This is a genomic window from Kocuria sp. KH4, from assembly GCF_053711175.1.
Genome location: NZ_JBSJYX010000014.1, coordinates 79,388 through 100,320, shown reverse-complemented (window position 1 = coordinate 100,320; position 20,933 = coordinate 79,388). Strand labels below are relative to the sequence as shown.

Genomic DNA, 20,933 nt, shown 5'->3' with positions numbered 1-20,933 from the left:
CTGGGCGGGGGGGCGGGCGGCGACCACCACGGACCACTCCCGCCCCTCGGCGAGGACGTCGGCGCTGGAGACGGCGAAGCCCCGGGCGGTCAGGGAGCGGAGGACGTCGTCGCGCACCGGGGTCGCGGCGGTACGGGCGGGGCGGGCGATGACGGTCATGGCAGGATTCCTTCCGGGAGAGCACGAGACGGTGCACTTCCCATTCAGCCGCATGGAATCGCTCCTGTAATGCCCGCTCTTTGCAGGACAGCGCGGGGACACCGCTGTGGGCTCCTCGGCGGACGGGCGCGCCGCGGAGCCGCTTTCGAGGCGCCCGGCCCCGGTGCGACAGGGGCGGGCCCGGGCCTCCCGTCCGGGCCCGGGACCCGGTGGGCCGCCGACCCCGCGAGCGCCCGCCGGCACGCGGCCCGATGGTAGCTTGGTGCTCAGTCCACATACTTTTTCTCATCATCAACGGAGGCGGGCATGAGTCATTCGGTAGGCCCCAGCGCGGGCGGCACCTCGGGAGCGGGGACGGAGCGCACCGACCCCGGGGCGGCGTCGATCCTGGATGTCGTCAAGGTCCTCGGCCGCCTGCTGCCCAAGCAGCTCAAGGACGAGGCCCAGCTCGCGAAGATCGAGCTCACGGAGAAGGCGAAGACCCTGGGCAAGGGCGCGGCCTTCGTCGTCGTCGGCCTGGTCTTCCTGCTGCTGGCCACCATCGCGCTCGTCGGCGCCGCCATCGCCGGGCTGGCGCAGGTGATGCCGGCGTGGCTGGCGGCGCTGCTGCTGGGCGTGCTGTTCCTGGTCGTCCTCGTGGTCGCGGCGCTCATCGGCGTGGCGACCATCAAGAAGGCCCTGCCGCTCGTCCCGCGCAAGGCGGTCTTCGGGCTCAAGTACGACCTCGGCGTGGTCAAGGAGGGCTCCGCCTACACCGAGGGCCGCGTCCAGCGCGAGGAGCAGCTGGCCCGCGAGCGTAAGGAGCAGGAGCGGCGCGAGGCGGCCCAGGACCCGGCCCGCCAGAAGCCCCCGGCGCCGACCGAGGAGCAGCTGCGGCACCGGCTGAAGCTGCGCCGCGAGCACCTCAAGACGCTGCGTGACGACGTCCAGGGCCGGGCCGAGACCATCCAGGCCACGACCAAGGGCTTCGTGGACCGCACGAGCCGCACGGTCCGCACCACGCCCAAGGACGTCAAGAGCCTCCTGACCCAGGGCGGCGGGACCCGCTCCGGCGCGGGGCAGTCCGGGCTGGGGGAGCGCTGGCAGCCGCTCACCGTCCTGGCCGTGGCGGGCAGCGCGTTCCTCGTCCTGCTGCGCAGGCTGTTCCGGTGACCACGGCGTCCACGGCGACCCCGTGGACGTCGACCCCGGCCGAAGGCCCGGAAGCCACCGGCTTCCGGGCCTTCGCCGTGCGTTCACCCGGCGGCCACGCGCCACCCGGACGGTCCCCGGCGGGCGTCGCTAGAATTCCGGGCGTGAGCACAGGTCGGTGGAGGCGGTGAGCCAGTGGTTGGCCGTGGCCCTCGCGCTGCTCTCGGCCCTGTGCCTGGCCGTCGGCACGCAGAAGCAGGGCAGCGCCGTGGCGGACCGCGCGCACGGCCGGCTGACCCCGAAGGCGCTGGCGGCGCTGCTGGGCAACCCCCGGTGGCTCCTCGGGCTGGGCCTGCTCGGGCTCGGCACCGCGCTGAACGTGGCGGCCCTCGGCCTCGCCACCGTGACGGTGGTCCAGCCGATCGGCGTCGTCGCCCTGGTGGTCACGACCCTGCTGCACGCCCGCCACCGGCGGCTGCGGATCAACCGCCGGACCTGGGCGGCGATCGGGCTGTGCACCGCCGGCGGTGCGATCTTCGTGACCTGCGCGGTCGCGGCGACGGATCCGGCGCACGGGATCTCGGCGTGGGCGGAGCGCACCGTGGTCGTCATGCTCGTGGTCCTCGTCTGCGTCCTCGGCGTCGCCGCGGCACTGTTCCGTCACGGCCTCGGCGGGACGTTCTACGTGGTGGGCGCCGGCATTCTCTACGGGTTCGTGGCGGTGCTGGTCCGGCTGACCATCACCCGGATCCAGGGCAGCGCCGGCGGCCCGCTGGACGACGTCAACTGGCTCGCGATCGGTGCCGCCGCGGCGGCCGCCGCCCTGGGCGGGTGGTTCGTGCAGACGGCGTTCGCCTCCGGGCCGCCGGACCTGGTCATCGCCGGGCTCACCGTAATCGACCCGATGGTGGGCGTCCTCCTGGGGATGCTGGTGCTCGGCGAGGCCGGCCCGGGCTTCTCCGTGCCGACCGGCGTGCTCATGGCGCTGGCAGGAGGCGTTGCTATAGTCGGGGTCGCCGTGCTCTCGCAGCACCACCCGGAGGTGCTCGCACGCCGTGCCGAGCTCGCGCACCGGGACCGGCGCGCACCGGAGCGGCCGGGGCCGTGACCCGCAGGACCTGACCGACCAGCCGACCACCGACCGGGAAGCCACGCTTGAGCGCCGACATCACGACCACCGACCGTCCCCTGACCGTGCTGCTGGGCGCCGACACGTACCCGCCGGACGTCAACGGGGCCGCGCAGTTCGGCCACCGGCTCGCCCGCGGCCTGCACGAACAGGGGCACCGGGTGCACGTGGTCTGCGCCCGGACCGACCGCGGGCCCTCCGTGCGCGCCGACGACGACGGCGTCGTCGAGCACCGGCTGCGCTCCCACCGGGCCTTCACCCACCCGTACTTCCGGCTCTGCCTCCCGTGGCAGGTGGCGGGGGAGATCCGCCGGGTGTTCGACGAGGTGGCTCCCGACGTCGTGCACGTGCAGTGCCACTACATCCTCGGCCGGCTGCTCGTGCGCGAGGCGCGGCGGCGGGGCATCCGGACGGTGGGCACCAACCACTTCGTCCCGGAGAACCTGGAGCCCTTCCTGCCGTTCCCGCAGTGGTTCCTGAACCTCTACCGCAGGGTCTCCTGGCGGGACATGGTGCGGGTCCTCGGCGGGTGCGACGTGGTCACCGCCCCTACGCCGTTGGCCGTGCAGACCATGGTCCGCAACGGCTTCCCGGACACCGTGCTCGCCGTGTCCAACGGGATCCGGATCGCCGACTACGAGGCCCACGCCGGGGAGCGGGCGCACCGCGGCGCGCACCCGACCGTCCTGTTCACCGGCCGTCTCGCGGTGGAGAAGAACGTCGACGTCCTGATCGAGGCTGTGTCCCTGCTGCCGGCCGAGCTCGGCGCCCATCTGGAGCTCGCCGGGGACGGCGAGCAGCGCGCCGGGCTCGAGAAGCTGGCGCAGGCCCTGGGCGTCGGCGACCGGGTGCACTTCCTCGGCTACGTCCCCGACGAGGAGCTGCGCGACGCCTACCTCCGGGCCGACGTCTTCTGCCAGCCGGGCACGGCCGAGCTGCAGTCGCTGGTGACCCTGGAGGCGATGTCGGCGTCCCGCCCGGTCGTCCTGGCCGACGCCCGCGCCCTGCCGCACCTGGCCGAGGACGGCGTCAACGGCTGGCTGTTCCGCCCCGGGGACGCCCGCGACCTGGCGCACAAGCTGGGCCTGGTGCTCGGGGCGAGCGCGCAGGAGCGGGCCCGGATGGGGCGGGAGAGCCGCCGCAAGGTGGCCCAGCACAGCTTCCCGCGCACCCTCGAGACGTTCCAGCGGATCTACCGCGGGGAGCAGCCCGGTCCCGACCGCGGCGGGCGGCCGCGCCGGCTGCGGGCCAGGCTGGGTGCCCTGGTGCGGTAACGTGGTCTGCGCCGCCGGCCCCGTCCGGCGCGGGGCCGTAGCTCAGCTGGTCAGAGCAGAGGACTCATAATCCTTCGGTCGTGGGTTCAAGCCCCACCGGCCCTACTCCCGCACCCCTCGCAGCGCCCTCGGCCGGTGACCGGGGTGCCTCCTCGCCCCCGGCCGGGTGCGCGCGGCGGCCGGATGTGGTGCACTGGTGCTGCGACGCACGCACCATCGACAGAGGGGACGTTCCGATGACCCGCCGCAGGCTGTGGAGGCCCCTGTCCCTCGCGGCCCTCGCGCTCGCCGCGCTGACCGGCTGCGACCTCGGCGCCGAGCGCATCGAGCAGGAGGTCGAGCAGGGCGCCGAGGACGTCCAGCAGGAGGTCGAGCAGGGCGCCGAGGACCTCCGGCAGGGCGCCGAGGAGGGCGCCGAGGAGGTCGAGCGGGGCCTCGACGACGCCCGGGACGAGGGCGCTCAGAACGAGGGCGCTCAGAACGAGGGCGCTCAGGACGAGGACGGCGACGACGGCTGAGCCGCCGCGTGCGGCCGCCCGGGCACGGGCAGCAGCACCGACGGCTCCAGCGCGCCGACGAACAGCAGCGGGTTGAGGTAGTCCCCGCCCCGGCGCACGCCCCAGTGCAGGCAGGCCGCGGCCCCGCAGTGGTCGCGTCCGCGCAGCACGCCCACCACCTGCCCGCGGCGGACCCGGTCCCCGCGCCGCAGGGCCGACTCGACGGGCTCGAAGCTCGAGCGCAGCCCGCCGCCGTGGTCCACCGTGAGCACCGGGCGGTCCACCACGAACCCCACGAAGCTCACGGTGCCGTCGGCGGGGGAGCGCACGGTCGCGCCGGGGGCCGCGGCCAGGTCCACGCCGCGGTGCCCCCGTCCCCAGCGCTGCGCCGGGGCGGCCCACTCGCCCACCACCGCAGGCCGCGGCGCCAGCGGCCAGGCCCAGCCGCGCTCCCCGGAGGCCGGCAGCGACGTCCCGGCCAGGACGACGACGAGGGCCAGGGCCATCGCGACGGGCAGGGCCACGGCGACGGGCAGGCGCGGCCGGCGGGTCGTGCGGAACCGGGGCGCAGCGGATGTCATGACCCCACCCTCGGCCGCGGCGGCGCCGGGCGCGGGGCCCGCCCCGCCGCCTGTGGACGGTCCGGGGCGGGGTCCCGCCCGAGGCCGCGGGTGTGCAGGGGCGACGGGGCCCGTGTAGTACAGTTGACCCCGCAGTGTGCTCCCTGCGCCCCTCGTGGCGTGCCCTCGTGACCACTCCGGACCCGGCTCCGCCGGATCCGACGGCACGGTGGCGAGCAGCTGACTTCGCGCGCAGCGCCGCCGGGACCTCCTGTCCCGGCCCGGCCGCCCCGGTCCGCGTTCCCCGTCCCGGCGGGGTGCGGCACGGCGGCCCGGCAGCGGATCCGCCTCGGGTCCGCTCACCGCTGCGCCAGGGGCTCGTCCGCCGGACGCAGTCGATAACCGTACCCGCGGGCCGGGCGTCGTCGCACGCCCTCCCGCACGAGAACAAGGAGACGACATGTCCGTCGTTACCATGCGCCAGCTCCTCGACAGCGGCGTGCACTTCGGCCACCAGACCCGCCGCTGGAACCCGAAGATGAAGCGCTTCATCTTCACCGAGCGCAACGGCATCTACATCATCGACCTCCAGCAGTCGCTGTCCTTCATCGACCGCGCCTACGAGGCCGTCAAGACCACCGTGGCCCACGGCGGCACCATCCTGTTCGTCGGCACGAAGAAGCAGGCGCAGGAGGCCATCGCCGAGCAGGCCACCCGCGTGGGCATGCCCTACGTGAACCACCGCTGGCTGGGCGGCATGCTCACCAACTTCACCACGGTCTCCAAGCGCATCGAGCGCATGAAGGAGCTCGAGGAGATCGACTTCGACGACGTCGCCGGCTCGCAGTACACCAAGAAGGAGCTGCTGCTCCTGCGCCGCGAGAAGGAGAAGCTGGAGCGCACCCTCGGCGGCATCCGCAACCTGACCAAGGCCCCGTCCCTGGTCTGGATCGTGGACACCAAGAAGGAGCACCTGGCCGTGGACGAGGCCCAGAAGCTGGGCATCCCGGTCGTCGCGATCCTCGACACCAACTGCGACCCCGACGAGGTCGCCTTCCCGATCCCGGGCAACGACGACGCCATCCGCTCCGTCAACCTGCTGACCCGCGTGATCGCCGACGCCGTGGCCGAGGGCCTCATGGAGCGCCACAACAAGAAGTCCGGCGGCGCCGAGCAGGCCGCCGAGCCGATGGCCGAGTGGGAGCGCGAGCTGCTGGAGCAGCACGCCGCCGAGCAGAACGCCGCCCCGGAGGCCTCCGCCGAGGCGCCGGCCGAGGCCGCCGCCCCCGCCGAGACCGAGACCGCCGCCGAGTAGTCTCCGTTCATCGTCCGTTTTCCCCGGTGGGGCACCATCTCCACCGGACGCCGGCCGGGGCGCCCGCGCGCCCCGGCCGGCACCACCGACTACGTGAGGAGTTCACATGGCGAACTACACCGCCGCTGAGATCAAGGCCCTGCGGGAGCGCACCGGTGCCGGCATGCTCGACGTCAAGAAGGCCCTCGACGAGGCCGACGGCGACCTGCAGAAGGCCCAGGAGATCATCCGCGTCAAGGGTCTGAAGGGCGTCACCAAGCGTGAGGGCCGCGCCACGGCCGAGGGCCTCGTCGCCGCGCGCGTCGAGGGCTCCGTGGGCTACCTGGTCGAGGTCAACTCCGAGACCGACTTCGTGGCCAAGTCCGCCCCGTTCGTCGAGTTCGGCAACAAGGTCCTCGACGCCGCCGTCGCCGCCGACGCGAGCTCCCTCGAGGAGCTCATGGCGGCCCAGGCCGACGGCAAGGCCGTCTCCGAGCTCGTCACCGAGACCGGCGCGCTGCTCGGTGAGAAGGTCGTCGTCCGCCGCCTCGCCCGCGTCGAGGGGGAGAACGTGGCCCTCTACCTGCACAAGACGTCCAAGGACCTCCCGGCCCAGGTCGGCGTGCTGCTGGCCGCCTCCGGCGCCCAGGCCGACGAGGTCGCCCACGACGTCGCCGTGCACATCGCCGCGATGTCCCCGACCTTCCTCTCCGAGGAGGACGTGCCCGCCGAGACCGTCGAGTCGGAGAAGCGCGTCGCCGAGGAGACCGCCCGCGCCGAGGGCAAGCCGGAGAAGATCATCCCGAACATCATCACCGGGCGCCTGAAGGGCTACTACAAGGACGTCGTCCTGCTCGACCAGGACTTCGCCAAGGACTCCAAGAAGACCGTCGGCAAGGTGCTCGAGGAGGCCGGTGCGACCGCCACGGCCTTCGCCCGCTTCCGCGTCGGCGCCTGAGCGTCCGGGCGCCGCGGCGCCCCGCCGGAGGGAGGCGACCCTGCACCGCAGGGTCGCCTCCCTTCGTCATACTCGCTCCCACCTGCGGCGACGCCCCGACGGCCGCCGGTGCCGCCGGAGGCCGGGCCCGGTGTTCTGTATGCTGAGGGAGGCCCGGGCCCGCTCCGCCCCACCCACGCGGGACCGTGCCCGTCCAGCAGCACCGTCGTCGCCGGGAGGAACCATGCCCACCACTTCAGCGTCCGAGATCCAGGACGAGGCCCTGCGCCTGAGCCGCGGCCCGCGGGTCACCCCGACGCGGCGCCGGGTCCTGCTGAAGCTTTCGGGCGAGGTCTTCGGCGGCGGCTCCATCGGCGTGGACACCCGAGTGATCCGCGACATCGCCGAGCAGATCGCCGCGACGGTCGGCCAGGTGGAGACCGCGATCGTCGTCGGCGGCGGGAACTTCTTCCGCGGCGCGGAGCTCTCCCAGGCCGGGATGGACCGCTCCCGCGCCGACTACATGGGGATGCTCGGCACCGTCATGAACTGCCTGGCCCTGCAGGACTTCCTCGAGCAGTGCGGCGTCGACACGCGGGTGCAGTCGGCGATCAAGATGGAGCAGGTCGCCGAGGCCTACATCCCGCGGCGCGCCATCCGCCACATGGAGAAGGACCGCGTCGTGATCTTCGGCGCCGGGGCCGGGCTGCCCTACTTCTCCACCGACACCGTCGCCGCCCAGCGCGCCCTCGAGGTGCACGCCGACGAGGTGCTGATGGCCAAGAACGGGGTCGACGGCGTCTACACGGCCGACCCGCGCACGAACCCCGACGCCCAGCGGCTGTCCGCCCTGACCTACGACGAGGCCCTGGCCCGCGACATCCGCGTAATGGACCAGACGGCCTTCAGCCTGTGCCGCGACAACGACGTGACGATGCGCGTGTTCGGCATGCAGGGGGAGGGCAACGTCACCCGCGCGGTCCTCGGGGAGCAGATCGGCACCCTCGTCACCGCCTGACCCGGCGTCCCGCGGCCCGGCGCTAGACTGGGGCCAGCATGCCCGGGACGGGCGCCCCCGGCGCCGTTCCCGGCGGAACCGACCCCGCGCGGAGGACTCCGTGCGACCCGACGAAGGAGCTCCTACGTGATCTCAGACATCCTGTCCGAAGCGAAGACCAAGATGGGCAAGGCCGTGGACGGCGCCAAGGAGGACTTCGCCGGCATCCGCACGGGCCGGGCCAACCCCTCCCTCTTCTCCAGCGTCCTCGTCGAGTACTACGGCACGCCGACCCCGCTGCAGCAGCTGGCCTCCTTCCAGAACCCCGAGGCCCGCACCCTGCTCATCACCCCCTACGACCGCTCGGCCCTGACGGACATCGAGAAGGCCCTGCGGAACTCGGACATCGGCGCCAACCCCGCCAACGACGGCAACGTCATCCGGGTGGTCATGCCGGAGCTGACGCAGGAGCGCCGCAAGGAGTACGTGAAGATCGTCGGGCACAAGGCCGAGGAGGCCCGGGTGTCGGTGCGCAACATCCGCCGCCACGCCAAGGACCAGATCGAGAAGACCGTCAAGGACGGCGACATCGGCGAGGACGAGGGCAAGCGCGCCGAGAAGGACCTCGACGCCGTGACCAAGAAGCACATCGAGCAGATCGACGAGATGCTCAAGAACAAGGAAGCGGAGCTGCTGCAGGTCTGATGCCGGACCCGCGACCCCCGCACCAGGAGCTGAAGGCTTCCCCGGGACCCGCCGGGGAAGCCTTCTCTCCTCGTGCCCCCGGTGCGGCGCCGGGCCACCACCGGGAGCGGCGGCACACCGCGCCCTCCCGCGCCGGGCGGAACCTGCCGGCCGCCGTGGGCGTCGCCGTGGTGCTCATCGGCACCCTGCTCGTGGGCCTGTTCGTCCAGCCCGTCGTGCTCGCCCTGCTCGCCGGCACGGCCGCCGGGATCGGGGTCTGGGAGGTCGGCCGGTCGCTGCGCTACCGCGGCATCTCCATCCCGCGCGTCCCGGCGGTCACCGCCGGGGTGCTCATGCCCCTCGCCGCGTTCGCCGGCGGGGGAGAGGCCCTCATGATGGCCGTGGTCGTGGGCCTGACCCTGGTGATCGTGTGGCGGGCGCTGGGGGACCGGGACGGGATGATCCTCTCCGTCATGGGCTCGGTCTTCGCCCTCGTCTGGGTCGGGTTCCTGCTCAGCATCGCCCTGCTGCTCTACCACGCGGACGCCGGGGCCCTGAAGGTCCTCACCGTCATCCTGCTGGCCGTCGGCTCGGACACGTGCGGCTACGCCGTGGGGGTGGTCTGGGGCCGCCATCCGATGGCCCCGAGGATCAGCCCGAAGAAGTCCTGGGAGGGCTTCGCCGGCTCCCTGGGCGGATCCGTGGTGATCGGCGTCCTGTGCGCCGTGCTGCTGCTGGACCACGCCTGGTGGGAGGGCGCCGTCCTGGCCGTGGCCCTCGTGCTGGCCGCGACCCTCGGGGACTTCTCCGAGTCCATGGTCAAGCGCGAGCTGGGGATCAAGGACATGGGCACGCTGCTGCCCGGCCACGGGGGCGTGATGGACCGGATCGACTCCATCCTCTTCGCGGTCCCCACCGGGTACCTGCTCTTCGAGCTGTTCGCCGCGAGCGCCTGACCAGCCCCCAGGACCGCCCGCCCATGCCCGCCGAGATCCCCGCAGCCCGCTTCCCGGCCGCCCGCATCCCCCGCTGCGCCGAGGGCGCCCGGGGCTACGACGTCGCCGAGGTGGACGCCTTCCTCGCCCGCGTGCGGCAGGCCCTGGAGGCGCCCGGCCACGCCCCGGGGCAGGAGCGCACCCGGCTGCTGAGCACGCACGTGCGCGCGGCCGCGTTCGCCGGGGCGAGCGGCGGCTACCGGCCGGAGGCCGTCGACGAGGTCCTGGACGCCGCGGAGGACGCCCTCGCCGCCGCCGAGCGCGAGGAGGTCCTGCGGCTGCACGGTCCCGAGGCCTGGCAGGAGCACGTCGACGCCCTGGCCGGGCTGCTGCGCGGGCGGATCGACCGGCCGCGCACCCGGCGCTTCCGCCACCCCGCGCGGGCCCGGGCGCAGGGCTACTCCGCCGCCCACGTCGACGTCCTCTGCGAGCGCCTCGGCGCCCGCCTGGCGCACGCCGCCCCGCTGGAGCCGGCCGAGCTGCGCCGGGCCGTCTTCCCGCCGGCCAACGGCGAGCGCGGCTACGAGGAGCAGCAGGTGGACGCCTTCCTGGACCGGGCCGTCCAGCTCCTGCTGGCCCTGCGCTGACCCCACCACCTCGGCCGGCTGTGTATACAGCCTGGGGCGCAAATCGTCCAGAACACGCCGCACGCATGACATTTTCTCCCCAAACTGGGAATTCCCCGGGCGTCGTCTTGCCCCTCTGCATACAAGGCCCTAGTGTGGTCCGCATCACATGAGGAGGTAGCCCATGTCCAACCAGCCACCCATCGACGCCGACGACCTCGTCGCCGACGTCGACTTCCCCGCGGCCCAGCGGTCGCCCGAGTTCCAGGAGCTGCGGAGGACCCACCGCGGCTTCGTCTTCCCGCTCGCCGTCGCGTTCCTGATCTGGTACCTGCTGTACGTGGTGCTCGCCATGTACGTCCCGCAGCTCTTCGCGATCCGGGTGGTCGGCAACGTCAACCTGGGCGTGATCCTCGGGCTGCTCCAGTTCGTCACCACCTTCGCGATCACGGGCGCGTACGTGTCCTTCGCCAACCGCAGGCTGGACCCGAAGGCCACGGCCATCCGGGAGCGCCTCGAGCCCGGCCCCGGCAGCACCGGCGGCGTCCACGGACAGGAGAACTAGCCGATGAACCACCTCCCCACCGCGCTCGCGCCCATGGCGACGGCCACCACGGAAACGGTCGGCACGCCCTGGATCAACATCTCCATCTTCGGCGCCTTCGTCGTCGTCACCATGGTGATCGTGCTGCGGGCCTCCAAGTCCACGGCCACGGCGGCCGACTACTACGCCGGCGGCCGCGGGTTCAGCGGCACGCAGAACGGCCTGGCCATCGCCGGCGACTACCTCTCGGCGGCCTCCTTCCTGGGCATCGTCGGGGCGATCGCCGTGCAGGGCTACGACGGGTTCCTCTACTCGATCGGCTTCCTCGTCGCCTGGCTGGTGGCGCTGCTGCTCATCGCCGAGCTGCTGCGCAACACCGGCAAGTTCACGATGGCCGACGTCCTGTCCTTCCGGCTGCGCCAGCGCCCGGTGCGGGTGGCGGCGTCGATCTCCACGCTCGCGGTGTCCGCGTTCTACCTGCTGGCCCAGATGGCCGGCGCCGGTGCGCTGGTGTCCCTGCTGCTGGGCATCAGCTCCCGCGCGGGACAGTCCCTCGTCATCGTCGTCGTGGGCGTGCTGATGATCGTCTACGTCCTCGTGGGCGGGATGAAGGGCACCACCTACGTGCAGATCATCAAGGCCGTGCTCCTGGTCTCCGGGGTGGCGGTGATGACCGTCTGGATCCTCGCGCTCTACGGCTTCAACCTCTCCTCCCTGCTGGGCGACGCGGTCGCCGTCTCCGGCAACCCCGCGATCCTCGAGCCGGGTCTGCGCTACGGGGTCAGCGAGACCAGCAAGCTGGACTTCATCTCCCTGGGGCTGGCCCTGGTCTTCGGCGCCGCCGGCCTGCCGCACGTGCTGATGCGCTTCTACACCGTGCCGACCGCCAAGGAGGCCCGCACCTCGGTGGTCTGGGCGATCGGGCTGATCGGCCTGTTCTACCTCTTCACCCTGGTCCTGGGCTTCGGCGCGGCGGCCCTCATCGGCGCCGAGCGGATCCAGTCGGCCCCCGGCGGGGTGAACTCCGCGGCCCCGCTGCTGGCCTTCGAGCTCGGCGGCTCGCTGCTGATGGGCATCATCGCCGCCGTGGCGTTCGCCACGATCCTCGCGGTCGTCGCCGGCCTGGCCATCACGGCCTCGGCCTCCTTCGCCCACGACATCTACACCAGCGTGATCAAGAAGGGCCGGTCCGACCCCCGCCAGGAGCTGCGCGTGGCCAAGACCACCGTGGTGGTCATCGGCATCGTCTCCATCGCCGGCGGCATCGGTGCGCAGGGCCAGAACGTCGCGTTCCTCGTGGCGCTGGCCTTCGCGGTGGCGGCCTCGGCCAACCTGCCGACCATCCTGTACTCCCTGTACTGGCGGCGGTTCACCACCCGCGGCGCGGTCTGGTCCATGTACGGCGGCCTGATCCTCTCGGTGGTCCTGATCGTCTTCTCCCCGGTGATGTCCGGCGCGGAGACCTCGATGATCCCCACGGCGGACTTCGCGTGGTTCCCGCTGCAGAACCCGGGCATCGTGTCCATCCCGGCGTCCTTCCTCCTCGGCTTCATCGGCTCCATGACGGAGCGGCGCCCGGAGGACCCGGTCAAGCAGTCCGAGATGGAGGTGCGCTCGCTCACAGGCATCGGCGCGGAGAAGCCCGTCGCCCACTGACGGCGCCCGCACTCTGACCTGGGACGATCCCGGTCCGCCCGACGCCCCGGCGCCGGGCGGGCCGGGATCGTCCGCTGCGGACGCCGCCCGGATTCGCGATCGACAAAAGACAGGAGCCTGATGGTCCGGTAGGGTGGGGCCAGAAGCCGGCCCAGGGTATTCCTGGGAAACTCGCCGGTTGCTTACAATGAAAGTCCCTCCCGGGACGGATAAGGAGCAATCATGGGAATCATCAGCTGGATCGTTCTCGGTCTCATCGCAGGCGCCCTCGCCAAGCTCATCATGCCGGGCAACCAGGGTGGCGGCATCATCGTCACCATCGTTCTGGGCATCGTCGGCGCCCTCCTCGGAGGCTTCCTCGGCTCGCTGATCGGCATCGGCGACCTCGAGTCCGTGTTCGACATCGGGACGATCATCACCGCCGTCGTGGGAGCGCTCATCGTGCTCTTCATCTGGGGCGCGGTCACCGGCCGCCGGGGCCGCACGCACTGACCCGCAGCCCAACGGAACCCGAGGCCCCGGCCACCGGCAACGGTGACCGGGGCCTCGTGCTGTCCGCACCCGCCGCGCCCGGGCGCCGCTCCGGCCGGGGGATACTGGGGCCATGAGCTCCCCCTCCGCCGCGTCCGGCCCCCGCCCGATCCCCGTCCCCACCCCCGAACTGCGCGCGCTGGCCGCCGCCGGCCCCCGCCGGGTCGTCGTGCTGGGCTCCACGGGGTCGATCGGCACCCAGGCGCTCGACGTCGTGCGGGCCGCCAACGGGCTCGACGGCGGGGCGCCGTTCCGCGTGGTGGCCCTCGCCGCCGGCCGGGGCCGTCTGCCGCTGCTGGCGGAGCAGGCCGTGGAGACCCGCGCCGCCGTGGTCGCCACGAGCGGCGGCGGGGAGGACGCCCGGGAGCTGGCCGTGCGGATCGGCGAGCGCGCCGCGGCCGTCGGCGCGGGGGACTACCGGCCCGAGATCCTGCACGGCCCCGACGCCGCCACGGCGGCCGCGGCGCACCCCGGTGCCGACCTCGTGCTCAACGGCATCACCGGCTCGATCGGTCTCGCCCCCACCCTGGCGGCCCTGCGGGCCGGGCACCGGCTGGCGCTGGCGAACAAGGAGTCGCTGATCGCCGGAGGAGCCCTGGTGAAGGAGGCGGCCGCGGCCTCGGGCCTGCCGGACGCCCTGGTCCCGGTGGACTCCGAGCACTCCGCCCTGGCGCAGGCGCTGCGCGGCGGCAGCGCCGCCGAGGTGGACCGGCTCGTCCTGACGGCCTCGGGCGGTCCGTTCCGCGGCCGCACCCGAGCGCAGCTGGAGGCAGTGACCCCGCGCGAGGCGCTGCGCCACCCCACCTGGGACATGGGCGTGATGGTCACCACGAACTCGGCCTCCATGGTGAACAAGGCCCTGGAGGTGCTCGAGGCGCACCTGCTCTTCGACGTGCCCCTCGAGCGCATCGACGTGGTCGTCCATCCCCAGTCGGTGGTGCACTCCATGGTCCAGTTCGTGGACGGGTCGACGCTGGCCCAGGCCTCGCCGCCGGACATGCGCCTGCCCATCGCCCTCGGCCTCGCCTGGCCGCACCGGGTGCCCGGCGCCGCCGCCGCGTGCGACTGGACGCGGGCGACCGAGTGGACCTTCGAGCCGCTGGACCGCGACGCGTTCCCCGCCGTCGACCTCGTGAAGGCCGCCGGCGAGCGCGGGGGCACCCACCCGGCGGTGTTCAACGCCGCCAACGAGGAGGCGGTGCACGCCTTCCACGACGGGCGGATCCGGTTCCCGGCGATCGTGGACACGGTGGAGGCGGTGCTGGGGGAGCACCAGGACCACGGGGGCCTGGACCTGGAGGCCGTCCTGGAGGCCGAGCGCTGGGCCCGGCGGCGGGCCCAGGAGGTCCTGGCCCGCTGAGCCGGGCCCTCCCCGGCTCCGGGTGCACGTGCTAGTCTGTCGGGCGGATGACGAGTCCCAGCGCGCAGCCCTGGCTAGCTGGGCGGCAACCCTCTCCCGTAGTGGGGTGCCCCAGGTGAACCATCCGGCACCGGCCATCGTGGGCCGGCGGCAAGTACGGTTCGACCGCGGACGCGCCCTCCGGCGCGCCCTCGACCGTGGCCGTCGGGCCCGGTGGGACCTCCCGACATCCTGGATCCACGGAAAGGCACGACATGCGATCGCAGCGCCTCACCCTCCTCGCCCTGACCACCACCCTGGGCCTGACCCTCACCGCCTGCGGCGGCTCCGACCAGGCCGCCGGGCCCTACGACGACGGCGTGATCACGATCGGCACCGACGGCCGCACCCAGGTGCACGAGGCCTTCCTGGAGGAGGCGGAGAAGGCCGGCGTCGAGGTCGAGCTCGTCGAGTTCACCGACTACAACCAGCCCAACGCGGCGCTCACCAGCGGCGACCTGGACATGAACTGGTTCCAGCACGGTGCCTTCCTGGCCGACTACCGCAACAACTCCGGCGAGGACATCGTCCCCATCGGGTCCACCTCCATCTACCCGCTGGGTCTGTACTCGGAGCGCTACGACTCCCTCGACCAGATCCAGGAGGGCGACGAGATCGCGGTGCCCAACGACGCGATCAACCTCGCCCGCGCGCTGCTGCTGCTGCAGTCGGCCGGGCTCGTGGAGTTCACCTCCGACACCACCGCGCCGTCCGAGCTGGACGTCGACACCGAGGCCTCCAAGGTCCGGGTCACCCCCGTCTCGGCCGAGCAGACCGTGCTGTCCCTGAGCTCCACCGCCGGCGCCGTGGTCAACAACACCTTCCTCGCCCGGGCCGACATCGACCCCAACACCGCCCTGTACTCGGACGGCGAGGACAACGAGAACGCCCTGCCCTACGTCAACTTCTTCGCGGCCACCGGCGCCAACAAGGACGACGAGACCCTCCACCAGGTCGCCGACCTCTTCCACACGGACGCCGTGCTGGCGGCGGAGCAGGCCGAGACCAAGGACACCGCCGTGTCCAAGGACGTCCCGCAGGAGGAGCTGATCGAGGTCGTCGACCGGTACGCCGAGGACCTGCAGAAGTGACGGCCCCGGGCGCACCCGACCGGGCCCGCCACCCCGACGGCGACGTCATCGTCCGCTTCCAGGACGTCAGCAAGACCTTCGCCACCGGCCCGGCCAAGGCCCGCCGCGAGGTCGTCGCCGTGGACAAGGTCTCGCTCGAGATCCGCCGCGGGGAGATCTTCGGCGTGATCGGCTACTCGGGGGCCGGCAAGTCCACGCTCGTGCGGCTCATCAACGGCCTGGAGCCGGTGACCGCCGGCTCCCTGGCCGTCGACGGGTTCGAGGTCGCCGGGCGCAAGGAGACCGAGCTGGCGCCCGTCCGGCGGGAGATCGGGATGATCTTCCAGCAGTTCAACCTGTTCACGTCCCGGACCGTGGCCGGCAACGTCGAGTACCCGCTCAAGCGGGCCGGCTGGCCGAAGGACAAGCGGCAGGCGCGGGTCGCCGAGCTGCTGGAGTTCGTGGGCCTGTCCGCGCGCGCCGGCAACTACCCGGAGCAGCTCTCCGGCGGGCAGAAACAGCGCGTGGGCATCGCCCGCGCGCTGGCGACCAGTCCGAAGCTGCTCCTGGCCGACGAGTCCACGAGCGCCCTGGACCCGGAGACCACCCAGGAGGTGCTGCAGCTGCTGCAGCGGGTCAACCGGGAGCTGGGCATCACGATCGTGATCATCACCCACGAGATGGACGTGGTCCGGGCGATCGCCGACCGCGTCGCCGTGATGCAGGACGGCCGGGTGGTGGAGCACGGCTCGACCGTGGACATCTTCGCCCGGCCCCGCACCGAGACCGCGCGCCGCTTCGTCTCCTCCGTCCTGCACTCGGTGCCGGACGAGCGCGAGGTCGAGCGGCTGCGCCGGACCCACCACGGGCGCCTGGTGATCGTGGACGTCGGCGACGGCGTGGACATCGGCGGCGTGCTCTCCGACGGCGCCGCCCGCGGGGTGCGCTTCACCATCGCCTACGGCGGGATCAGCGTGCTCCAGGAGCAGTCCTTCGGGTCCCTGACCTTCGAGCTGACCGGTGCGGACGCGGCCGTGCAGGCCGTGGTCGACGAGCTGTCCCGCATCACGACCCTGAGAGAGGTGGCCGCGTGAACGACTGGTCCGTCCTGGGCCCCGAGCTGCTCTCCGCGCTCGGCGAGACCCTCTACATGGTGGCCGTCACCCTCGTCCTCGCCGGGCTGCTCGGGATGCTCGTGGGGGTCGGCCTCTACGTGACCCGCCGGGGCAACATCCTGGAGAACCGCGTGGTGCACGAGGCGCTCAACCTCGTCGTGAACTTCGTCCGGCCGATCCCCTTCATCATCCTCCTGGCCGCCCTGGGGCCGGTCACCGAGGACGTCGTCGGGACCCGGCTGGGCCCCAACGCGGCGATCTTCGCGATGACCATCGGGGCGATGTTCGCGGTGGCGCGCATCGTCGAGCAGAACCTGATGAGCGTGGACCCCGGCGTGGTGGAGGCCGCCCGCTCGATGGGCGTCTCCCGGGGGCGGATCATCACCACGGTGATCCTGCCCGAGGCGCTCGGGCCCCTGGTGCTCGGCTACACCTTCCTGGTGATCGGCATCACGGACATGTCCGCGATGGCCGGGGCCATCGGCGCCGGCGGGCTCGGAGACTTCGCCCTGCGCCTGGGCTACCAGCGGTTCAACGACGAGGTCACGTGGGCGGCGGTCGCCGTCATCGTCGTCCTCGTCCAGCTGGTCCAGCTGGTGGGCAACCGGCTGGCGCGGCGCATCCTGCGCCGCTGACCCCCGGCGCCGCTGCGCCGCCCGCGACGGCCGGTCCCTCCCCGGAGGCGACCGGCCGTCGTCGTGCGCCGGGGCGTGACACCCGGCGCCCAGGATCGTGGTGCACACTGGTCCTCGCCGCGCACGCGCGGCCCCTGCCGTCCCCGGCGCCCGCCGGGGACGCCCCGACGACTCCCGGAGGTCCCCGGATGGGCGTGGTCCTGTTCCTCGTGGGCGTGCTGCTCGCCGCCGCGGCCATCGCGGTCTCCATCGCCCTGCACGAGCTCGGCCACCTGTTCCCCGCCAAGCTCTTCGGCGTGCGGGTGACCCAGTACATGGTCGGCTTCGGCCGCACCGTGTTCTCCCGCCGCCGCGGGGAGACCGAGTACGGGCTCAAGGCCGTGCCGCTGGGCGGGTACATCTCGATGGTCGGGATGTACCCGCCCGCCCGGGCGGGGAGCACGGCGCGGACCGCCGGCACCGGGGTCCTCCAGCAGCTCGCCGCGGAGGCCCGCAGCGCCTCCGCCGTGCAGCTGGCCCCCGGGGACGAGGACCGCGTCTTCTACCGCCTGCCCGTGGGGAAGCGGATCGTGATCATGCTCGGCGGGCCCGTGATGAACCTGCTGCTGGGCACCGTGTGCCTCGCCGTGCTGCTCACCGGCTTCGGCACGGCGACGCCGACCACGACGGTGGCGTGGGTCTCCCAGTGCGTGGTGCCCGCCGAACGGCAGGCCGCCGGGCAGAGCGAGTGCCGTGCGGAGGACCCCGAGGCGCCGGCCAACGCGGCCGGGCTGCGCCCCGGGGACGTCGTCACGGCCGTCGCCGGGGCTCCCGTGGCCACGTGGGAGGAGCTCACCGCGCGGATCCGGGACCGCGCGGGGGAGCGGATCCCCGTGGTGGTCGAGCGCGACGGGGCGCAGGTGCGGACCACGCTCACCCCGATCCTCACCAGCCGACCGGTGGTCGACGACGCCGGCGCGGCCGTGACGGGCCCCGACGGCGCGCCCCGCTACGAGGAGGTGGGCTTCATCGGGATCAGCCCCACCGCCGTACCCGTCCGGCAGCCGCTCACCGCGGTGCCCGGCGCGGTGCTGGACGGACTGGAGCAGATCGCCGGGATCGTGCTGCACCTGCCGCAGCGGATCTACGAGGTGGGGCAGGCGGCGTTCTCGGACGCGCCGCGGGACCCGGACGGGCCCATCTCCGTGGTCGGGATCGGCCGGATCTCCGGGGAGATCGCCGCCCACGAGGAGATCGGGCTGCGGGACAAGGCGGCCTCCCTGGTCGGGCTGATCGGGTCCGTGAACCTGGCGCTGTTCGTCTTCAACCTGCTGCCCCTCCTGCCGCTGGACGGCGGGCACGTGGCCGGTGCCCTGTGGGAGGGCCTGCGGCGGGGCGCCGCCCGGCTGCTGGGCCGCCCCGACCCGGGCCCGTTCGACCCGGCGCGGCTGCTCCCGCTGACCTACGCCGTGGCCGTGCTGATGATCGGGATGTCGGTCCTGCTGGTCTACGCGGACATCGTCAAGCCCGTGCAGCTGTTCTGAGCCGTTCCGCCACGGCGGACACCGGGGGCCGCGCCCAGGAACCGTCCCGGGGCATGGGGCACAATGGGAGGCGACGACGGATCCGGCGACCGGGTCCGCCGGCCACCGTTCCCGCACCTGTCCGCGAACTCCTCGGAGGAACCCTTGACCCCGGTCAGCCTCGGCATGCCCGCCGCACCCCAGCCCGTCCTGTCCCCGCGCCGGAAGACCCGGCAGATCCGGGTCGGGTCCGTGGGCGTCGGTTCCGACTCGCCGGTGAGCGTGCAGTCCATGACGACCACCCCCACCACGGACATCAACGCCACCCTGCAGCAGATCGCCGAGCTGACCGCCTCCGGGTGCGACATCGTCCGGGTGGCCTGCCCGTCGCAGGACGACGCCGATGCCCTGCCGATCATCGCGATGAAGTCCCCGATCCCGGTGATCGCCGACATCCACTTTCAGCCGAAGTACGTGTACAAGGCCATCGAGGCCGGGTGCGCGGCCGTGCGCGTGAACCCCGGCAACATCCGCAAGTTCGACGACCAGGTCGCCCAGATCGCCCGGGAGGCCAAGGCCGCCGGGGTCTCCATCCGGATCGGGGTGAACGCGGGCTCCCTGGACCAGCGGATCATGGACCGCTACGGGAAGGCCACCCCGGAGGCGCTCGTGGAGTCCGCGGTGTGGGAGGCGTCCCTGTTCGAGGAGCACGACTTCCACGACTTCAAGATCTCGGTCAAGCACAACGACCCCGTGACCATGGTGCGGGCCTACCAGCTGCTGGCCGAGCGTGGGGACTGGCCCCTGCACCTGGGCGTGACCGAGGCGGGCCCGGCCTTCCAGGGCACGATCAAGTCCGCCACCGCCTTCGGCGCCCTGCTCTCCCAGGGCATCGGCGACACCATCCGGGTCTCGCTCTCCGCGCCGCCGGTCGAGGAGGTCAAGGTGGGCAACCAGATCCTGCAGTCCCTGGGGCTGCGCCCGCGCAAGCTCGAGATCGTCTCCTGCCCCTCGTGCGGGCGCGCGCAGGTGGACGTCTACACGCTCGCGGACGAGGTCACCGCCGGCCTGGAGGGACTCACGGTCCCGCTGCGCGTCGCCGTCATGGGCTGCGTCGTCAACGGTCCCGGCGAGGCGCGCGAGGCCGATCTCGGGGTGGCCTCCGGCAACGGCAAGGGCCAGATCTTCGTCAAGGGCGAGGTCGTGAAGACCGTGCCCGAGGACCGGATCGTGGAGACCCTGATCGAGGAGGCCAACCGCATCGCCGCGGAGATGGACGCGGACGGGGAGAACGCCGCCGGCGGCCCCGTGGTGAGCGTCGGCTGACGGGCCGGTGACGGTCGCGTGAGGACGCAGCGGAGGACGGCGCCCCGGCTCGTGCCGTCGGGGGAGGTCGACGCCGCCGAGCTGGACCGCCTGCTCGGGGCGGACCCCGTCGCCCACGCCTTCGTGACGGCCCACGTGGAGTCCCACCGCCGGGGCAGCGGCTCCCGGGTGCCGCCGGTCGTCGGCACGGCGGGCCCGGACGGGCGGCTCACCGGGGCCTGCTGGACGGGCACCAACGTGGTCCCCATCGCCCTCGACGAGCCGGGCCTCGACCTCGTGGCCGGGCACCTGCGCCGGGGCGGGTCCCGGTTCGCCTCCGTCTTCGGCCCGGCCGAGCCGGTGCTCGGCCTGTGGTCCCGGCTCGAGGGCTCGTGGCCGCGGCCCTTCGACGTCCGTCCGGTGCAGCCCCTGCTGGCCATCGACCACGACCCGGCGCCCGCACCGCACCCCGGGGTGCGCTTCGCCACGAGCGCCGACCTGCCCGCCGTGCTCCCGGCCAGCGCCGCGATGTTCGAGGAGGAGGTCGGCTACTCCCCGTACTCCGGCGGGGACCGCGGCTACCGCGACCGGGTGGCCGCCCTCGTCGGCTCGGGACGCTGCCTCGTGCTCACCGACGAGCGGGACCGGGTGGTGTTCAAGGCCGACCTCGGCTCCGTCGCCCGCGGGGTCGCCCAGGTGCAGGGCGTGTGGGTCGACCCGGCGCACCGGGGCCGGGGGCTCGCGGTGCCGTGCATGGCCGCCGCGGTGCGCCTGGCCCGCCGCACCACCCCGGTGATCAGCCTCTACGTCAACGACTACAACACCCGCGCCCTGGCCACCTACGACCGGGTCGGCTTCCGCCGGGTCGGGACCTTCGCGACCGTCCTGCTCTGAGCCCGGCACCGGGCGCGCCGTCCGGCGCGGCGCCGGGGGTGTAGATTTGACCGGAATCC

21 protein-coding genes, 1 tRNA gene and 1 riboswitch are annotated in these 20,933 nt (G+C 73.2%); of the genes, 21 read left to right on the top strand and 1 reads right to left on the bottom strand.

Going from position 1 to position 20,933, the window contains the following annotated elements; all coding sequences use genetic code 11:
• Nucleotides 1-465 precede the first annotated feature (465 nt).
• The 5 genes from ACWCOM_RS11660 to ACWCOM_RS11640 all read left to right on the top strand — a co-directional run bounded on the left by ACWCOM_RS11660 (nucleotide 466) and on the right by ACWCOM_RS11640 (nucleotide 4,211).
• The gene (locus tag ACWCOM_RS11660; RefSeq protein ID WP_454548911.1) at nucleotides 466-1,311 is read left to right on the top strand and encodes a phage holin family protein; all 846 of its coding nucleotides are present in this window, start codon (nucleotides 466-468) and stop codon (nucleotides 1,309-1,311) included.
• 166 nt (nucleotides 1,312-1,477) lie between these two features.
• Complete coding sequence (locus ACWCOM_RS11655; protein WP_454548910.1) at nucleotides 1,478-2,398, top strand: DMT family transporter; 921 nt, start codon at nucleotides 1,478-1,480, stop codon at nucleotides 2,396-2,398.
• A 47-nt stretch (nucleotides 2,399-2,445) separates the two neighbouring features.
• Complete coding sequence (locus ACWCOM_RS11650; RefSeq protein WP_454548909.1) at nucleotides 2,446-3,693, top strand: glycosyltransferase; 1,248 nt, start codon at nucleotides 2,446-2,448, stop codon at nucleotides 3,691-3,693.
• A gap of 31 nt (nucleotides 3,694-3,724) precedes the next feature.
• A tRNA-Ile gene (locus ACWCOM_RS11645) sits at nucleotides 3,725-3,798 on the top strand.
• A 131-nt stretch (nucleotides 3,799-3,929) separates the two neighbouring features.
• A complete protein-coding gene (locus ACWCOM_RS11640) occupies nucleotides 3,930-4,211 on the top strand; it encodes a hypothetical protein (protein ID WP_454548908.1) in 282 nt (93 codons plus the stop codon).
• On the opposite strand, the gene ACWCOM_RS11635 is transcribed toward ACWCOM_RS11640, so the two are convergent.
• Complete coding sequence (locus tag ACWCOM_RS11635; protein ID WP_454548907.1) at nucleotides 4,184-4,771, bottom strand: M23 family metallopeptidase; 588 nt, start codon at nucleotides 4,769-4,771, stop codon at nucleotides 4,184-4,186. The genes ACWCOM_RS11640 and ACWCOM_RS11635 overlap by 28 nt on opposite strands.
• 439 nt (nucleotides 4,772-5,210) lie before the next feature.
• On the opposite strand from ACWCOM_RS11635, the gene rpsB reads away from it, so the two are divergent.
• From rpsB to ACWCOM_RS11555, 16 genes are all read left to right on the top strand, one after another.
• Nucleotides 5,211-6,065, top strand: coding sequence for a 30S ribosomal protein S2 (gene rpsB, locus ACWCOM_RS11630; protein ID WP_454548906.1), 855 nt, complete (start codon nucleotides 5,211-5,213; stop codon nucleotides 6,063-6,065).
• A 106-nt stretch (nucleotides 6,066-6,171) separates the two neighbouring features.
• Nucleotides 6,172-7,002: a translation elongation factor Ts gene (gene tsf / locus ACWCOM_RS11625; RefSeq protein WP_454548905.1), complete on the top strand. Its 831-nt coding sequence runs from the start codon at nucleotides 6,172-6,174 to the stop codon at nucleotides 7,000-7,002.
• 223 nt (nucleotides 7,003-7,225) lie between these two features.
• Nucleotides 7,226-7,999: a UMP kinase gene (pyrH, locus tag ACWCOM_RS11620; RefSeq protein WP_454548904.1), complete on the top strand. Its 774-nt coding sequence runs from the start codon at nucleotides 7,226-7,228 to the stop codon at nucleotides 7,997-7,999.
• A gap of 126 nt (nucleotides 8,000-8,125) precedes the next feature.
• Complete coding sequence (gene frr / locus ACWCOM_RS11615; protein ID WP_047801870.1) at nucleotides 8,126-8,683, top strand: ribosome recycling factor; 558 nt, start codon at nucleotides 8,126-8,128, stop codon at nucleotides 8,681-8,683.
• A complete protein-coding gene (locus ACWCOM_RS11610) occupies nucleotides 8,683-9,618 on the top strand; it encodes a phosphatidate cytidylyltransferase (protein ID WP_454548903.1) in 936 nt (311 codons plus the stop codon). The genes frr and ACWCOM_RS11610 overlap by 1 nt, the downstream gene beginning before the upstream one ends.
• A gap of 23 nt (nucleotides 9,619-9,641) precedes the next feature.
• Nucleotides 9,642-10,244: a DivIVA domain-containing protein gene (locus ACWCOM_RS11605; protein WP_454548902.1), complete on the top strand. Its 603-nt coding sequence runs from the start codon at nucleotides 9,642-9,644 to the stop codon at nucleotides 10,242-10,244.
• Between the two features lie 163 nt (nucleotides 10,245-10,407).
• Nucleotides 10,408-10,788 carry a DUF485 domain-containing protein gene (locus ACWCOM_RS11600; RefSeq protein WP_454548901.1) on the top strand — a complete coding sequence of 127 codons (381 nt, stop codon included), beginning with the start codon at nucleotides 10,408-10,410 and terminating at the stop codon, nucleotides 10,786-10,788.
• 3 nt (nucleotides 10,789-10,791) lie between these two features.
• Complete coding sequence (locus ACWCOM_RS11595; RefSeq protein ID WP_454548900.1) at nucleotides 10,792-12,423, top strand: solute symporter family protein; 1,632 nt, start codon at nucleotides 10,792-10,794, stop codon at nucleotides 12,421-12,423.
• Nucleotides 12,424-12,645: 222 nt separating this feature from the next.
• A complete protein-coding gene (locus ACWCOM_RS11590; RefSeq protein ID WP_454548899.1) occupies nucleotides 12,646-12,915 on the top strand; it encodes a GlsB/YeaQ/YmgE family stress response membrane protein in 270 nt (89 codons plus the stop codon).
• 112 nt (nucleotides 12,916-13,027) lie between these two features.
• The gene (dxr, locus tag ACWCOM_RS11585) at nucleotides 13,028-14,314 is read left to right on the top strand and encodes a 1-deoxy-D-xylulose-5-phosphate reductoisomerase (RefSeq protein WP_454548898.1); all 1,287 of its coding nucleotides are present in this window, start codon (nucleotides 13,028-13,030) and stop codon (nucleotides 14,312-14,314) included.
• Between the two features lie 46 nt (nucleotides 14,315-14,360).
• A riboswitch (SAM riboswitch) is annotated at nucleotides 14,361-14,477 on the top strand.
• A 91-nt stretch (nucleotides 14,478-14,568) separates the two neighbouring features.
• A complete protein-coding gene (locus ACWCOM_RS11580) occupies nucleotides 14,569-15,444 on the top strand; it encodes a MetQ/NlpA family ABC transporter substrate-binding protein (protein ID WP_454548897.1) in 876 nt (291 codons plus the stop codon).
• Entirely contained in the window at nucleotides 15,441-16,517 is a 1,077-nt protein-coding gene (locus ACWCOM_RS11575; RefSeq protein ID WP_454548896.1) for a methionine ABC transporter ATP-binding protein, read from the top strand. The genes ACWCOM_RS11580 and ACWCOM_RS11575 overlap by 4 nt, the downstream gene beginning before the upstream one ends.
• Nucleotides 16,518-16,573: 56 nt before the next feature.
• Nucleotides 16,574-17,173, top strand: a complete 600-nt coding sequence (locus ACWCOM_RS11570; RefSeq protein WP_454548916.1) for a methionine ABC transporter permease — start codon at nucleotides 16,574-16,576, stop codon at nucleotides 17,171-17,173.
• Nucleotides 17,174-17,361: 188 nt separating this feature from the next.
• Entirely contained in the window at nucleotides 17,362-18,696 is a 1,335-nt protein-coding gene (locus tag ACWCOM_RS11565; RefSeq protein WP_454548895.1) for a M50 family metallopeptidase, read from the top strand.
• A gap of 144 nt (nucleotides 18,697-18,840) precedes the next feature.
• Nucleotides 18,841-20,001 carry a flavodoxin-dependent (E)-4-hydroxy-3-methylbut-2-enyl-diphosphate synthase gene (gene ispG, locus ACWCOM_RS11560; RefSeq protein WP_454548894.1) on the top strand — a complete coding sequence of 387 codons (1,161 nt, stop codon included), beginning with the start codon at nucleotides 18,841-18,843 and terminating at the stop codon, nucleotides 19,999-20,001.
• A gap of 18 nt (nucleotides 20,002-20,019) precedes the next feature.
• Nucleotides 20,020-20,874: a GNAT family N-acetyltransferase gene (locus ACWCOM_RS11555; RefSeq protein ID WP_454548893.1), complete on the top strand. Its 855-nt coding sequence runs from the start codon at nucleotides 20,020-20,022 to the stop codon at nucleotides 20,872-20,874.
• Nucleotides 20,875-20,933: the final 59 nt, after the last annotated feature.

What these genes read in the sequence shown, in the direction of transcription:
- ACWCOM_RS11570 (WP_454548916.1), top strand. Translation starts at nt 16,574, where the DNA reads ATGGTGGCCGTCACCCTCGTCCTCGCCGGGCTGCTCGGGATGCTCGTG.
- ACWCOM_RS11605 (WP_454548902.1), top strand. Translation starts at nt 9,642, where the DNA reads ATGCCCGCCGAGATCCCCGCAGCCCGCTTCCCGGCCGCCCGCATCCCC.
- ACWCOM_RS11600 (WP_454548901.1), top strand. Translation starts at nt 10,408, where the DNA reads ATGTCCAACCAGCCACCCATCGACGCCGACGACCTCGTCGCCGACGTC.
- ACWCOM_RS11595 (WP_454548900.1), top strand. Translation starts at nt 10,792, where the DNA reads ATGAACCACCTCCCCACCGCGCTCGCGCCCATGGCGACGGCCACCACG.
- pyrH (WP_454548904.1), top strand. Translation starts at nt 7,226, where the DNA reads ATGCCCACCACTTCAGCGTCCGAGATCCAGGACGAGGCCCTGCGCCTG.
- ACWCOM_RS11565 (WP_454548895.1), top strand. Translation starts at nt 17,362, where the DNA reads ATGGGCGTGGTCCTGTTCCTCGTGGGCGTGCTGCTCGCCGCCGCGGCC.
- dxr (WP_454548898.1), top strand. Translation starts at nt 13,028, where the DNA reads ATGAGCTCCCCCTCCGCCGCGTCCGGCCCCCGCCCGATCCCCGTCCCC.
- ACWCOM_RS11580 (WP_454548897.1), top strand. Translation starts at nt 14,569, where the DNA reads ATGCGATCGCAGCGCCTCACCCTCCTCGCCCTGACCACCACCCTGGGC.
- ACWCOM_RS11610 (WP_454548903.1), top strand. Translation starts at nt 8,683, where the DNA reads ATGCCGGACCCGCGACCCCCGCACCAGGAGCTGAAGGCTTCCCCGGGA.
- ACWCOM_RS11590 (WP_454548899.1), top strand. Translation starts at nt 12,646, where the DNA reads ATGGGAATCATCAGCTGGATCGTTCTCGGTCTCATCGCAGGCGCCCTC.
- rpsB (WP_454548906.1), top strand. Translation starts at nt 5,211, where the DNA reads ATGTCCGTCGTTACCATGCGCCAGCTCCTCGACAGCGGCGTGCACTTC.
- ACWCOM_RS11640 (WP_454548908.1), top strand. Translation starts at nt 3,930, where the DNA reads ATGACCCGCCGCAGGCTGTGGAGGCCCCTGTCCCTCGCGGCCCTCGCG.
- ACWCOM_RS11660 (WP_454548911.1), top strand. Translation starts at nt 466, where the DNA reads ATGAGTCATTCGGTAGGCCCCAGCGCGGGCGGCACCTCGGGAGCGGGG.
- tsf (WP_454548905.1), top strand. Translation starts at nt 6,172, where the DNA reads ATGGCGAACTACACCGCCGCTGAGATCAAGGCCCTGCGGGAGCGCACC.
- ACWCOM_RS11635 (WP_454548907.1), bottom strand. Translation starts at nt 4,771, where the DNA reads ATGACATCCGCTGCGCCCCGGTTCCGCACGACCCGCCGGCCGCGCCTG.